Annotated in this window: 11 protein-coding genes and 1 tRNA gene; 8 read left to right on the top strand and 4 right to left on the bottom strand. The window is 58.9% G+C overall.

Translation table 11 applies throughout. The features are described 5' to 3' along the window. Positions 1–305 (bottom strand): IS110 family transposase (locus tag BMZ91_RS05330; RefSeq protein WP_143076302.1); only part of this gene is annotated, 305 nt, incomplete at its 3' end. An 86-nt stretch (positions 306–391) separates the two neighbouring features. Next, entirely contained in the window at positions 392–1,009 is a 618-nt protein-coding gene (locus BMZ91_RS05325) for a tyrosine-type recombinase/integrase (RefSeq protein ID WP_092835498.1), read from the bottom strand. 164 nt (positions 1,010–1,173) lie between these two features. On the opposite strand from BMZ91_RS05325, the gene tnpA reads away from it, so the two are divergent. Continuing rightward, the gene (gene tnpA, locus BMZ91_RS05320; RefSeq protein WP_092835496.1) at positions 1,174–1,590 is read left to right on the top strand and encodes an IS200/IS605 family transposase; all 417 of its coding nucleotides are present in this window, start codon (positions 1,174–1,176) and stop codon (positions 1,588–1,590) included. A gap of 142 nt (positions 1,591–1,732) precedes the next feature. Here tnpA and BMZ91_RS05315 read toward each other — a convergent pair. Further along, positions 1,733–1,818, bottom strand: a tRNA-Leu gene (locus BMZ91_RS05315). A 147-nt stretch (positions 1,819–1,965) separates the two neighbouring features. On the opposite strand from BMZ91_RS05315, the gene BMZ91_RS05310 reads away from it, so the two are divergent. Further along, the gene (locus BMZ91_RS05310; RefSeq protein ID WP_092835494.1) at positions 1,966–2,949 is read left to right on the top strand and encodes a complex I NDUFA9 subunit family protein; all 984 of its coding nucleotides are present in this window, start codon (positions 1,966–1,968) and stop codon (positions 2,947–2,949) included. Positions 2,950–2,953: 4 nt separating this feature from the next. Here the strand turns inward: BMZ91_RS05310 and BMZ91_RS05305 are convergent, their stop codons facing one another. Continuing rightward, on the bottom strand, positions 2,954–3,757 hold the full coding sequence (locus BMZ91_RS05305; protein WP_092835492.1) for an undecaprenyl-diphosphate phosphatase: 804 nt from the start codon (positions 3,755–3,757) through the stop codon (positions 2,954–2,956). Positions 3,758–3,974: 217 nt separating this feature from the next. Here BMZ91_RS05305 and BMZ91_RS05300 point away from each other — a divergent pair, with 217 nt between their 5' ends. The 6 genes from BMZ91_RS05300 (at position 3,975) to BMZ91_RS05275 (ending at position 14,721) form a co-directional block, all read left to right on the top strand. Continuing rightward, positions 3,975–5,408 carry an NAD(P)-dependent oxidoreductase gene (locus BMZ91_RS05300; RefSeq protein WP_177193793.1) on the top strand — a complete coding sequence of 478 codons (1,434 nt, stop codon included), beginning with the start codon at positions 3,975–3,977 and terminating at the stop codon, positions 5,406–5,408. An 84-nt stretch (positions 5,409–5,492) separates the two neighbouring features. Next, a complete protein-coding gene (gene gltB, locus BMZ91_RS05295) occupies positions 5,493–10,025 on the top strand; it encodes a glutamate synthase large subunit (RefSeq protein ID WP_092835488.1) in 4,533 nt (1,510 codons plus the stop codon). 89 nt (positions 10,026–10,114) lie between these two features. Then, positions 10,115–10,831, top strand: coding sequence for a monofunctional biosynthetic peptidoglycan transglycosylase (gene mtgA / locus BMZ91_RS05290; RefSeq protein ID WP_092835486.1), 717 nt, complete (start codon positions 10,115–10,117; stop codon positions 10,829–10,831). Positions 10,832–10,891: 60 nt separating this feature from the next. After that, complete coding sequence (gene fzlA, locus BMZ91_RS05285) at positions 10,892–11,557, top strand: FtsZ-binding protein FzlA (RefSeq protein WP_092835484.1); 666 nt, start codon at positions 10,892–10,894, stop codon at positions 11,555–11,557. Between the two features lie 66 nt (positions 11,558–11,623). Further along, entirely contained in the window at positions 11,624–12,673 is a 1,050-nt protein-coding gene (queG, locus tag BMZ91_RS05280) for a tRNA epoxyqueuosine(34) reductase QueG (RefSeq protein WP_092835482.1), read from the top strand. A 47-nt stretch (positions 12,674–12,720) separates the two neighbouring features. After that, positions 12,721–14,721 carry a hydantoinase/oxoprolinase family protein gene (locus BMZ91_RS05275; protein WP_092835481.1) on the top strand — a complete coding sequence of 667 codons (2,001 nt, stop codon included), beginning with the start codon at positions 12,721–12,723 and terminating at the stop codon, positions 14,719–14,721. Positions 14,722–14,744: the final 23 nt, after the last annotated feature.

Raw genomic sequence — 14,744 nt, 5'->3', positions numbered from 1 at the left:
CTGGCTGCTTCGGCTATGGCTTCTGCATCAGCGGCATCATTCTTTTGGCGCTTTACGAAAGGCTTAACGTAGGCAGGTGGCACCAGCCGCACATTGTGTCCCAAAGCACCTATTTCACGGGCCCAGTAATGGGCTGTAGCACAGGCCTCCATAGCAACTACGCAGGGCGGCAGGTCCGCGAAAAATGCCAACACCTGGCCCCGAGACAGCTTTTTGCGAATAACAATGCCGCCATCAGCCGTGGCGCCGTGAACCTGGAAAACCCGCTTTGCCAAATCTAACCCAACAATGGGAACTTGTTCCATGGATGCTTCCTTCTATCAGTGATGTGACCCACATCACCTTGGCACATTGCGATGCCGTCGGGAGGGGGTATCCACCCCATCAGTTCTCAGTGACATTCAACAACCTTAACCGGCAACAACGCACCTCGCACAGCTAAGGTCGGATCATTTTCCGCCCGCAACGTCACAATCGCCAACCGAAACACCCCCGAGAGGGTACCACGCAGCTTCTTGGCGGTCTCGCGGCGTCCGCTGTGTTCGACCTTCTTCAGCAAATGGAGGATTTCCGCCGAGGTGATCTCATTGATCGGACGGTGGTGCAACGCCTCAGCCAGCGTGTGGATGTGCCAGACTTTCTTGCGCATCGTGGCGGCAGCCAACTCTCTGTCATAGGCTTGCTGGATGAACTCTTCAGCCACCAGCAGGAAGGTGGTGCGGGCTTGGGTTTCAGCTTCAATCTGGTCCAGACGTTTTTGGACGGCGGGATCAACTCCACTCACCAGTTGCGCGCTGATCACGTCCCGCCTAGCTCTGGCTTCCCGTAGCGATACGTCCGGGTACGAACCGTGGGTCACCAAGCGTTCTTTACCCAGATGCTTGTATTTTTGTCGCCATAGCTTTGACCCATTGGGCTTTACTAACACAAACAAGCCTTGGGCATCGTAGACCTTGTACTGCTTTCCCTTGGGCTTTGCCTTGCGGATTTTCAGATCAGTCAGAGCCATGTGGGGTATCACCTCCGCAACTGCTATTTAGTATCCACGCTCTGGAGCAAACCCTCCGACTTCCAGTCGGACCCGCTTCAGCGTGAAAGAATCGTGTTATGATCGTACCCTCGGAAAAATGAGCCGCAGCCGGGTCGGAGGCTCATTTTTCCGAGGGTACGATCATGCAATATGACACTGGCAAACACTGCGTATACTATCACCGCTACCACATCGTCTGGTCGACCAAGTACCGTTACAAGGTGCTGACCGGGGCGCTGCGCCTGCGGGTGCGCGACATCTGCCGTCAGGTCTGCCGCGAGAACGAGGTCGACATCTTGCGCGGGGTGCTGTCGAGCGATCACGTCCACATGTTCGTGTCGGTGCCGCCGAAGCTCGCCATTTCCGATCTGGTGCGCAAGATGAAGGGCCGTTCGTCTTACCGGGCGCAGCGCGAGTTTCCTGCGATCCGCAAGCGCTACTGGGGCTGCCGGTTTTGGGGCAGGGGGTATTTTTCAACCACAAACGGCGCCATCACCGAAGACATCGTACTTCAGTACCTGGAAAATCACATCGCTGATCCTACCGGCGCCAGATGGTAGTCGTTCAGTACCCCACTTTGGTACCCCAAAATGAAGGGGTATCGGGTGGGGTACGGTGTTCAGCTATGGTCAAAACCTTATCCTCAAAATGCGAAAAAGTCCATGAAAATGGACCTTTAAGAGCAGCTATGTTTAGGATAATTGGTGCCCAGGAGAGGACTCGAACCTCCACACCCTTGCGAGTACTAGCACCTGAAGCTAGCGCGTCTACCATTCCGCCACCTGGGCAGGTGTCGTGAAGCAGGCGTTTATCGCCCGGCAATAGCAGTGTCAACGCCGATTTGACAGTTAACCACCATATTGTCTTATCACCTTGTCGAAACCGCGTGGGGGCGGTAGGAAAGTCTACAAGAGCGCATAGCAAGAGGGCCTTTCATGTCAAAGCTTGTAACCATCTATGGCGGATCAGGATTTGTTGGGCGCTATATCGCGCGACGTATGGCACAAGCGGGCTGGCGGGTGCGGGTCGCGGTACGCCGCCCGAACGAGGCGATGCACGTCAAACCTTATGGTGTGGTTGGACAGGTCGAGCCGGTTTTCTGCAATATCCGCGATGATGCCAGCGTGCGCGCCGTGCTCACGGGTGCCGATGCGGTGGTGAATTGTGTCGGTACGTTTGATCGCAAGGGGCGCAACAGTTTTCAGGCGATCCAGAACGAAGGCGCCAGCCGCATTGCCCGCATTGCAGCCGAAGAAGGCGTCGATCAGCTTGTTCAGATCTCGGCGATCGGCGCCGATGTCAAGGCAGACAGCGCCTATGCCCAAAGCAAGGCCCAGGGCGAGGCGGGGGTGACCAGATATTTCCCGAATGCCGTGATCCTGCGCCCCTCGGTTATCTTCGGGGCCGAAGATCAGTTCTTTAACCGTTTTGCCGGGATGACGCGGTTTGGCCCGGTCCTACCTGTCGTGGGCGCCGAGACCAAGTTTCAACCGGTTTACGTGGATGATGTTGCCCAGGCCGCCGTCATGGGCGCGATGGGCACGGCCAAGCCCGGCATTTACGAGCTTGGCGGCCCCGAGGTGGTGAGCTTTCGCAAGCTGATGCAACAGATGTTGTCGGTGATCCGCCGCCGCCGCTTGATTGTGAACATTCCCTTTGGCATCGCGGCGGTGATGGGCTGGGTGATGGATATGATCCAGACGCTGACTTTGGGCCTTGTGCCCGCGCAGATCACCCGCGATCAGGTCAAAAGCCTGCGGGTGGATAATGTCGTGGCCCCGGATGCCCGTGGCTTTGCCGATCTTGGGATCACCCCGGTTGCCATCGAGGCGGTCTTGCCCGACTACCTCTGGCGGTTCCGTCCGGCGGGCCAATACGAGGCGATCAAGGAATCGGCGAAAAACCTGCGCGTCCATTAGGCCGTCAGAGATAGGTAAATCCCAGCAGGGACAGCCCCAATATAATGCGATAGATGACGTAGGGCGTAAAGCTGACGCTGCGCAAAAGCCGCATCATCAGGCTAAGCGCGAGCAAGGCCGCGCCAAAGGCGAACAGCGCGGCAATTGCGCCATCGCGCAAAAGCGCGAGATCGGCGTCTAGCGCCACCTTGCCGCCAAGAAAGACGCCGCTTGCAAAGATCGTCGGCACCGACATCAGCATCGACACCTTGGCGGCATCACGGCGTTCATAGCCCAGAAACCGCGCGCCGGTGATTGTAATGCCCGACCGTGACGTGCCGGGGATAAGCGCAACCGCTTGCCAGAAGCCGAGTGTAATGGCGTCCTTGACGGTCCAGTCGTCAGCGGTTTTCACGCTCTTGCCGGTTTGATCCGACCAATAGAGCACCAAGCCAAAGACAAGCGTGGTCCAGCCGATCACCGTGATCGAGCGCATTTTGTCTTCCAGCCCGGTCAGTTGAAGCAAGACACCAAAGGCGATAACCGGGACCGTTGCGATGACCAAAAGCAGGGCAAGCCGCGCGCCGGGGGTGTCGGCACGCCCGCGCAGCAGGCGCCCAAGCCCGATGATCGCATCGCGCAGGTCGCCCCAAAAATAGATCATTACCGCCAAAAGCGTGCCCACATGCACGGCGACATCCATCATCTGCCCCTGATCCTGAAGGCCGGTCAGTTTGGGCAGAAGAATCAAGTGACCCGAAGAAGATATCGGCAGAAATTCGGTCACCCCCTGAAGGGCAGCCACGAGAATAATATGAAATAGCGGCATCGCCAGTGTCCTGCCCGGGTTTTTCCTCCGCTATAAAACATTGTCTTTCAAAGGCAAAGCTCAATTTATGTCCGATACGGTCATAAATTCCGTAGATTTCACCACTGCATTCTGCTGTGCAGCAATGATATTTTCATAATAGGTAACTCTTTATGACTTTTAATTGAGCGTTGACTAATATAAACCCGCGACACAACCAGAGTCGGGAGGGCTTGCAGTGGCTAAGCAACCAATGTTGAAATTCATAAGCGTGGACCGGGATATGCCCGAAAAGCGGGGTGCCGAGAAACGACGCCAGGATTTCGATGAAATCTATGCCGAGTTTGCCGATGCCAAGGCCAAGGAACAGGCCAGCCGCTGTAGCCAATGTGGCGTGCCCTATTGCCAGACCCATTGCCCGTTGCACAACAACATTCCCGACTGGCTCCGTCTGACTGCCGAGGGGCGACTCAAGGAAGCCTATGAACTTAGCCAGCTGACCAATACATTCCCTGAAATCTGTGGTCGCATCTGCCCTCAGGATCGCCTGTGCGAAGGCAATTGCGTGATCGAGCAATCCGGTCATGGCACGGTCACCATCGGCGCGGTCGAGAAATACATCACCGACACCGCATGGCAGGAAGGCTGGGTCGAGACCATAAACCCGGCGCAGGAGCGCGCCGAATCCGTCGGCATCATTGGCGCGGGTCCGGGTGGCCTTGCGGCGGCGGATGTGCTGCGCCGTGCCGGTGTTCAGGTGACGGTCTATGACCGCTATGATCGTGGCGGCGGCTTGCTGACCTATGGTATTCCCGGCTTCAAGCTTGAAAAAGACGTAGTGATGCGCCGGGTCGAGCAGCTAGAAAAAGGCGGCGTCACCTTCAAGCTGAATTGCGATGTCGGCAAGGACATCACGTTTGACGAAATCCGAAGCAAACACAACGCGGTGATGATCGCCACCGGGGTTTACAAGTCGCGCGATCTGCAAGGGCCGGGCGCCGGTGCAAATGGCATCGTGCGCGCGATTGATTATCTGACCGCCAGCAACCGAACCTGTTTTGGCGATAGCGTGCCCGAGTTTGAAAGTGGCGAGCTGAACGCCGAAGGCAAGCGCATTGTCGTGGTTGGCGGTGGTGATACGGCGATGGATTGTGTGCGCACCGCGATACGTCAGGGCGCAACATCGGTGACCTGTCTTTATCGTCGCGACCGGGACAACATGCCGGGAAGTCAGCGTGAAGTTCAAAACGCCGAGGAAGAAGGCGTCAAGTTTGAATGGCTGAGCGCGCCCAAGGGCTTTGCCGGTGATCCGGTGACGAGCGTGAAGGTGCAAAAGATGCGCCTTGGCGCCCCTGACGCGACAGGCCGTCAAAGCCCCGAGCCGATTGAAGGCGCCGAGCATGACGAGCCCGCCGATCTTGTGATCAAGGCACTTGGGTTCGAGCCTGAGGATATTCCGACGCTGTGGAATCAAAAGGACTTGGAAGTGACCCGTTGGGGCACGATCAAGGCCGAATTCACCAGCGGGCAAACTGCGATGGACGGTGTTTTTGCCGTTGGCGATATCGTGCGCGGCGCCAGCCTTGTGGTTTGGGCGATCCGCGACGGGCGCGATTCTGCGGCGGCGATTCTGACCTATCTGAACGCCGCACAGGCCGTCGCGGCCGAATAGAATTTATGCGTGGTTAAGGCCGCACAAACACCTGAAACAGGGAAACATCCCTGACCCACCGGGTAGACGAAGGGTTAAAGACAAATGACAAAGTTTGATTCTGACTGGGCTGTTAAAGAAGAAGCCAAGCGCAAGTGGCTGGCCGAGAACGGCATGTATTGCGAGGAAGAAGAGCATTCTTCCTGTGGCGTCGGCCTTGTTGTGTCGATTGACGGCAAACCAAGCCGCCGCGTTGTGCAGGCCGGCATTGATGCCCTCAAGGCGATCTGGCACCGCGGTGCGGTTGATGCCGATGGCAAAACCGGCGACGGTGCAGGCATTCACGTCCAAATCCCGGTGCCGTTTTTCTATGACCAAATTCGCCGCACCGGTCACGAGCCCGAACAGGATCGCCTGATTGCGGTCGGTCAGGTATTCCTGCCGCGCACCAATTTTGGCGCGCAAGAGGCATGCCGCACGATTGTTGAAACCGAAGTGCTTCGGATGGGCCACGCGATTTATGGGTGGCGCCATGTGCCGGTCGATGTGACCTGTCTTGGTGAAAAGGCCAATGTGACCCGCCCCGAGATCGAACAGATCCTGATCACCAACGCCAAGGATATCGACGAGGAATCCTTCGAGCGCGAGCTTTACGTGATCCGTCGCCGGATCGAAAAAGCCGTGAGTGCGGCTGGCATCAGCGGGCTTTATATCGCAAGCCTGTCCTGCCGGAGCATCATTTACAAGGGCATGATGCTCGCCGAGCAGGTGGCGGTGTTCTACCCCGATTTGATGGACGAGCGGTTCAAATCAGCCTTTGCCATCTATCATCAGCGCTATTCGACCAACACCTTCCCGCAGTGGTGGCTGGCGCAGCCGTTCCGCATGCTGGCCCATAACGGCGAGATCAACACGCTCAAGGGCAATGTGAACTGGATGAAAAGCCATGAAATCCGCATGGCAAGCGGCGCGTTTGGCGATCTGGCCGAAGACATCAAGCCGATCATTCCTCAAGGCTCCAGCGATAGTGCCGCGCTTGATGCGGTGTTCGAGGTGCTGGTGCGCGCCGGGCGCAATGCGCCGATGGCGAAAACCATGCTGGTGCCGGAATCCTGGTCAAAACAGGCCGAAGACCTGCCCGCCGCCTGGCGCGATATGTATTCCTATTGCAACTCTGTGATGGAGCCATGGGATGGCCCTGCCGCGCTTGCGATGACCGACGGGCGCTGGGTCTGCGCCGGGCTTGACCGCAACGGTCTGCGCCCGATGCGCTATGTCGTGACCGGTGATGGCCTTGTAATTGCGGGCTCTGAGGCCGGAATGGTGCCGATTGACGAGGCCACCGTGAAGGAAAAAGGCGCGCTTGGGCCGGGTCAGATGCTGGCCGTGGATATGGCCGAAGGCAAGCTTTACCGCGATTCCGAGGTCAAGGATAAGCTGGCCAATGCCCAGCCCTTTGGCGATTGGGTCGGCAAGATCAACGAGCTTGACGAAAAGCTTGCCGTGGTGAGCGAAGCGCCGATTTTCACCGGAGCAGAGCTTCGCCGCCGCCAGATCGCTGCCGGGTATAGCATCGAAGAGTTGGAGCAAATCCTTGCGCCGATGGCCGAGGATGGCAAAGAGGCCATCGCCAGCATGGGCGACGACACGCCAAGCGCGGTCTTGTCCAAGCAATATCGCCCGCTTAGTCACTATTTCCGCCAAAACTTTAGCCAGGTGACCAACCCGCCGATCGACAGTCTGCGCGAATTTCGCGTGATGAGCCTCAAGACGCGGTTTGGCAATCTCAAGAACGTGCTGGATGAATCCAGCGCCCAGACCGAAATTCTTGTGCTCGAAAGCCCGTTCGTCGGCAACGCCCAGTGGATCGAGATGATCCGCCAGTTCAACGCCGATGTGACCGAGATTGATTGCAGCTTTGCACCGGGCAAGAACGCCCTGCAACAGGGTCTGGAACGGATTCGCGCCGAGGCCGAAGATGCCGTGCGAAGCGGCTCTGGCCACCTTATTCTGACCGATCAGAATCAGGGCGACGACCGCGTTGGCATGCCGATGATCCTGGCCACCAGCGCGGTACATAGCCACCTCACGCGCAAGGGCTTGCGGACTTTCTGCTCGCTAAACGTGCGCTCGGCCGAATGTATCGACCCGCATTATTTTGCCGTGCTGATCGGCGCGGGCGCGACCGTGGTCAATGCCTACCTTGCCGAAGACAGCATTGCCGACCGGATCGAACGTGGCCTGATTGAGGGCACGTTGACCGAAGCGGTCGCCCGCTATCGCGCGGCGATTGATCAGGGTCTGCTCAAGATCATGTCGAAAATGGGGATTTCGGTGATCTCAAGCTATCGTGGCGGCCTTAACTTTGAGGCCGTCGGCCTGAGCCGTGCCATGTGTGCCGAGTATTTCCCCGGTCTTACCAGCCGGATTTCCGGCATCGGTGTCAGCGGCGTCCAGGCAAAGCTTGAAGACGTTCACGCACGTGCCTATGGCGGCGGGCAGGATATCCTGCCGATTGGGGGCTTTTACAAGGCGCGCAAATCCGGCGAAACCCACGCCTGGGGTGCGCAGGGCATGCACATGCTGCAAATGGCTTGTAACAAGGCCAGCTATGAAATGTGGAAACGCTATTCCGCGTCGATGCAGGCCAATCCGCCGATTCATCTGCGCGATCTGATGGCCATCAAGCCGTTGGGTACCGCGATCCCGATTGAAGAGGTCGAAAGCGTCACCGCGATCCGCAAACGCTTTGTCACGCCGGGCATGTCGCTTGGCGCGCTGAGCCCCGAGGCGCATAAAACGCTGAACGTGGCGATGAACCGGATCGGCGCGCGCTCTGACAGTGGCGAGGGCGGCGAAGATCCCGCGCATTTCACCCCCGAACCCAATGGCGACAACCCGTCGGCCAAGATCAAACAGGTCGCCTCTGGCCGGTTTGGTGTCACGGCGGAATATCTCAACCATTGTGAAGAGCTTGAGATTAAGGTGGCCCAGGGCGCCAAGCCCGGCGAAGGCGGCCAGTTGCCCGGAATGAAAGTGACCGATCTTATCGCGCGTCTGCGCCATTCAACCAAGGGCGTCACGCTTATTTCACCGCCGCCGCACCATGATATCTATTCGATCGAGGATCTCGCGCAGCTGATCTATGACCTCAAGCAGATCAACCCGACCGTCAAGGTGACGGTCAAGCTTGTGGCGCAATCGGGCGTTGGCACGATTGCTGCCGGTGTGGCCAAGGCCAAGGCGGATGTGATCCTTATTTCCGGCCATAACGGGGGCACCGGGGCAAGCCCGGCGACCTCGATCAAATATGCCGGCCTGCCGTGGGAAATGGGCCTTACTGAGGCGCATCAGGTTCTGTCGATGAACAACCTTCGCACGCGCATCACCCTGCGCACCGATGGGGGGCTTCGCACCGGGCGTGATATTGTCATGGCGGCGATGATGGGCGCCGAGGAATACGGCATCGGCACCGCCGCGTTGATCGCCATGGGCTGTATCATGGTGCGTCAGTGCCAGAGCAACACTTGCCCGGTTGGCGTATGTACACAAGACGAGGCTCTGCGCGCCAAGTTCACCGGGAGTGCCGAAAAGGTCGTGAACCTGATCACCTTTTACGCTCAGGAAGTGCGCGAGATCCTGGCCAGCATCGGCGCGCGCAGCCTTGACGATGTGATCGGCCGCGCCGATCTCTTGACGCAGGTCAGTCGTGGCTCGGCGCATCTGGATGATCTTGATCTCAATCCGATGCTGATCACTGTCGATGGTGCCAAGGATCAGCGGTATGATCGCAACCGTCCGCGCAACGAAGTGCCCGATACCCTTGACGCCGAAATCGTCAACGATGCGCAACGGTTCCTGAACGACGGCGAAAAGATGCAGCTGCATTATGCGGTACAAAACACCGACCGCACCGTGGGCACCCGCATTTCAAGCCATATCGTGCGGAAATTCGGCATGCGCAACAGCCTGCAACCCGATCACCTGACAGTTAAACTGACCGGAAGTGCCGGGCAATCGCTTGGCGCCTTTGCGGCGCCGGGCCTCAAGATCGAAGTGTCGGGCGATGCCAATGACTATGTCGGCAAGGGTCTGTCAGGCGGCACCATCGTGGTGCGCCCGCCGATGTCGAGCCCGCTTGTCGCCGCCGACAACACGATCATTGGCAACACCGTGCTTTATGGCGCGACCAAGGGCTATCTTTTTGCCGCTGGCCGTGCAGGTGAACGCTTTGCCGTGCGCAACAGCGGTGCCAAAGTCGTGATCGAGGGCTGTGGCAGCAATGGCTGTGAATACATGACGGGTGGCGTTGCTGTGATCCTTGGCAGCATCGGCGCCAACTTTGGGGCCGGCATGACCGGTGGCATGGCCTATCTCTACGATCCCGAGGGTCGGGCCGAGAAGCTTTTGAACCGCGAAACACTGGTCTGTTGCGCCGTAACAGAGCCACATTGGGAGGCCGAGCTTAAAGGCCTGATCGAGCGCCATGTCGAGGAAACCGGAAGCCGCAAGGCGCAGGATATCCTGCAATACTGGGATCTTGAAAAAGCCAGTTTCCTTCAACTTTGCCCGATTGAAATGCTCAACAAGCTGGCTCATCCGCTTGGTCAAGACAAACAGGCCGTACCGGCAGAATGATCAAAATATCCGGGGGCGGCGCAACGCTGTCCCCGGTTTTGGATGTAAAGCGGGTTTTGCATTGTCCTGCGCGGCGCTATAGCTAATCCATGGCAAAGGCGCGCAAATCATCTTGTTCAAAACGGGTGCGGATGACCCCGCTGGCATGGCTGCGGCGGTGGGTGCTGCGCTATGTGGTGATTACCGCGCTTATCGTGATTGGCGTGATCGCCGCCCACCGCGTGATTGCCCCGCCCCCCACCTTTTACATGGGCCAGGAGGCGCGACGCCTGGGCAAGATCGACTATGCCTGGGTGCCGATTGATGAGGTTGTTTCGGTGATGCCGCGCGCTCTTGTGGCCGCGGAAGACGCGAATTTCTGTCAGCATTGGGGGTTCGATATGTCCGCCATTCGCACCGCTATTGCCGAAGGATCCGGGCGCGGTGCCTCGACCATTAGCCAACAGGTGGCCAAGAATACCTATCTCTGGCATGGGCGAAACTGGTCACGCAAGGCGCTTGAGGCGATGATGACGCCGCTGATCGAGGCGTTTTGGCCCAAACGGCGCATTCTAGAGGTGTATCTGAATGTTGCCGAGTTTGATGAAGGCGTGTTTGGCATTGATGCCGCCGCGCAACATTATTTTGGCGTGGGCCCGGGCGATCTAAGCGATGTGCAGGCCGCCCGCCTTGCCGCACTTTTGCCAGATCCCAAGGGGCGTTCGGCAAGTCGACCGACCAGGGCACTCCGATCAAGGGCCGCCAGTATCCTTGACGGGGCGGCCACCATCCGCCGGGATGGGCGTGCCGCCTGTTTCGAGGATTGAAAAACCCGTGTAATGTGGGCATTGAGGGTCAACCATCTGGACCAAAGGTAAAACCGCACTATGGCCAAGCTTTTTCACGTTCCGCTTTCGCCCTATTGCCGCAAAGTGCGGCTCAGCCTCGCGGAAAAGAAGATTGAATGCGAGCTGGTGGAAGAACGGTATTGGGAGCAGGATCCCGATTTCCTGCGTCGCAACCCGGCCGGCAAGGTGCCGGTTCTCAAGATCGACGGTAAGACCATGTCCGAAAGCGCGGCAATTTGCGAATATCTGGAGGAGAAATATCCAGAGCCCAGCCTTATGCCCAAAAGCACCGATGCCCGCTATGAGGTGCGCCGGATCGTGGGCTGGTTTGATGACAAGTTTCACAGCGAAGTCACCTCCAAGCTTATCGGTGAACGGGTGAATAAAAAGGTGATGAAACTGGGCTTTCCCGATAGCCGAAATGTCAAGGACGGCGCGCGGGCGATCAAGTATCACCTCGATTACATGGCGTGGCTGCTGGATCATCGCCGCTGGCTTGCAGGTGATGTGATGACGCTTGCAGATTTCGCCGCTGCGGCGCATCTGAGTGCGCTGGATTACATCAGCGATGTTGATTGGAACCGGAGCGAGGCGGTCAAGGATTGGTACGCCAAGATCAAATCCCGACCGGCCTTTCGCAGTATTTTGGCGGATCAGGTGCCGGGGTTTCCGCCGCCTGCGCATTATGCCGATCTGGATTTCTGAATTTGGGGGCGCTGCCCCCATCGCCCAAAGGGCGATTCCCCCGGGATATTTAAGGCCAGAAGAAACATGATCACGCTGAAACAGAGACTTGTTCAGCAGGCCATGTCCGAGGGGTTTGATGCCTGCAAACTTTGCCGTCCCTGGGATGTACCGCAGGTGCCGGGGCGCCTTAAGGCCTTTGTCGACAAGGGCTATCACGGGCAAATGGATTGGCTTGCCGAGCGTCAGAACTGGCGTGGCAACCCCGCCGCCCTCTGGCCCGAGGCGCGCAGCGTGATCATGCTTGCCGAAAGCTATACGCCCAAAGATGATCCGATGGCGATGCTGGCAGAGCGGGATATCGGAACAGTCTCTGTCTATGCCCGAAACAAGGATTATCACGATACGGTCAAGAAGCGATTGAAGCGTCTGGCGCGATGGTTGATTGGCGAGGGTGGCGGCGAGGTGAAGGTTTTTGTTGATACGGCGCCGGTGCCCGAAAAGCCGCTTGGCCAGGCGGCCGGACTTGGCTGGCAAGGTAAGCACACCAATCTTGTCAGTCGGGATTTGGGCAGTTGGTTCTTTATCGGATCGGTCTTTACCACGCTTGATCTAGAGCCTGATCCTGCGGAAATTGATCATTGCGGGTCGTGCCGCGCCTGCCTTGATATCTGCCCGACGGATGCCTTTCCCGCCCCTCATCAGCTTGATGCGCGCCGCTGTATTTCCTATCTCACGATCGAGCATAAAGGTCCGGTTGACGAAGAGTTGCGTGCGCGTATGGGGAACCGGATTTATGGGTGTGATGACTGCCTCGCGGTCTGTCCCTGGAACAAGTTCGCGGTTGAGGCGCGCGAGGTCAAATACCATGCTCGTGACGACCTCAAGGCGCCCAAGCTGGCCGATCTGGCGATGCTCGACGACACGGCGTTTCGCGCGAGGTTCTCGGGTAGCCCGATCAAGCGGATTGGCCGGGATCGCTTTGTGCGCAACGTGCTTTATGCGATTGGCAACTCAGGAGAGCCATCGCTTTGGTCTGTGGCGCAGGGTCTTTGCGAAGATCCGGACCCAACCGTTGCAGATGCGGCCCGATGGGCAGCGAAGCGACTGGAGAATGCCGCAAACAGGCTGGCATAAGACGCAAAGCCGGTTAAACCCGAGGGAAACGAATAGAGGATCGGCATATGGCCTTGCTTTTGGGGGTGGATACTGGCGGCACCTATACGGACGCGGTGTTGATCAGGGACGAGCGCGAGGTGATCGCAAGCGCCAAGGCGTTGACCACGCGGCACGATCTTGCGGTTGGTATCGGCGCAGCGGTTGCGGCGGTGCTTGCCGAGGGCAATGTCGATGCGGGTGAAATCGGTCTTGCCTCTTTGTCGACCACACTGGCCACCAATGCTCTTGTCGAGGGGCAGGGTGGGCGCGTCGGTCTTGTCTATATCGGGTTTCGCGAGGCGGACTTGACGGCGCACGGCTTGGCAGAGGCTCTTGGCGGTGACCCTGCTCTGGTGATTTCCGGAGGGCATAACCACGCGGGCGGGCAGGTCACGCCGTTGGATACAGACGCGCTTTTGGCTTGGTTAGAGACCGAATGTGGGATATCTGCCTTTGCCGTGGCGTCGCAATTTGCCACCCGTAACCCGGCGCATGAGCTTGCCGCTGCAACGATCATCCGAGAGGTGACCGGGCGGCCGGTATCGTGCTCGCATCACCTTTCGGCGCGCTTGAATGGGCCGAAACGGGCGCTGACGGCACTTTTGAATGCGCGGCTGATCGGGATGATCGCGCGCCTTATCGACAAGGCCGAGGGCAAGCTGCGCGATCTTGGCATTGCGGCGCCCTTGATGGTGGTGCGCGGCGATGGCGCGCTTATTTCCGCCGATCAGGCCCGCGAACGACCGATTGAGACGATCCTGAGCGGGCCAGCGGCAAGCATTGTCGGCGCGCGCTGGATGACGGGGGCGGACCATGCGCTTGTGTCCGATATTGGCGGCACCACCACCGATGTTGCCGTGCTGCGTGATGGTCGGCCCGCGATTGACCCGGCGGGCGCGCAGGTGGGCCCCTGGCGCACCATGGTCGAAGCGGTCGCGATGCGCACCTTTGGTCTTGGCGGCGATAGCGAGGTGCATGTCAGGGACGAGGGGCTTGAGGGTGGCGTGACCCTTGGGCCCCGCCGTTTGGTGCCGATCAGCCTTATGGCAACCGAGGCGCCCGATCTTGTGCATGCGGTGCTGGATGATCAGCTGCGCTCTTCCGCACCCGGTGAATATGACGCCCGGTTTCTGCGCGCGGTGTCTGGTGTGGATAGCGACGGGCTAAGCGAGCGCGAAGCGGATTTGCTTGACCGACTTGGTGACGGTGTGCATCCGGTGGGACGCATGCTTAGAACCCGGATGGAAAGCCAGGCGTTGCAGCGCCTCGTGCGGCGCGGGCTTGTCCAGATCGCGGGCGTGACCCCATCAGATGCAAGTCACATTCTCGGGCGGCTTGAGGCCTGGGATGGTGAGGCTGCTCAGAAGGCGTTAGAGCTTATGGCGCGCAAGCGGACCGGAGCGGGAAATACGCTTGCGAGATCACCAGAAGACATGGCGCAGATGATCGTGGATCGGCTAACGCATCAGACGAGTTTGGCCTTGTTAGAGACTGCATTTGGCGAAGAAGATGTTGATTTTGGTCTGCCGGCCGCGCAGTTGGCGGCGCATGCGCTGATGCAAAAAGGGTTGGATCAACACGCGGGGCTTTTGCGGCTCGATACCGGGCTTGCGGTGCCGGTAATCGGGCTTGGCGCCTCCGCCGCGAGCTATTATCCGGCGGTGGGTGAGCGGGTGCATACCCATATGATCCTGCCCGAACATGCGGGGGTTGCCAATGCGATCGGCGCGGTTGTCGGGCGCGTCACGATCCGGCGCAGTGGTACGGTGACCTCGCCCGTCGAGGGCAAGTATCGTGTGCATCTGGAAACCGGACCCGAGGATTACGCCGCTTCAGAGGCGGCCATGCAGGCGCTTCAATCCGCACTTGAGACCGATGCCCGCGCCGAGGCCGAGGCGGCCGGGGCCGCCGATATCCATGTCACGGCTCGGCGGGACATCAAGCAGGCACAGGCCGAAGCGCGGCAGGTATTCCTGGAAGCGGAAATTACCATCGAGGCCTCGGGTCGGCCAAGAATTGCTGTATAAGGACGGTTGGGGGCGCTGCCCCC

The sequence above is a fragment of the Roseovarius lutimaris genome (assembly GCF_900115165.1).
In the GTDB taxonomy this organism is placed as follows: domain Bacteria; phylum Pseudomonadota; class Alphaproteobacteria; order Rhodobacterales; family Rhodobacteraceae; genus Roseovarius; species Roseovarius lutimaris.
The sequence above is the reverse complement of the archived record's forward strand: the minus strand, read 5'-3'. Positions and strand labels throughout refer to the sequence as shown.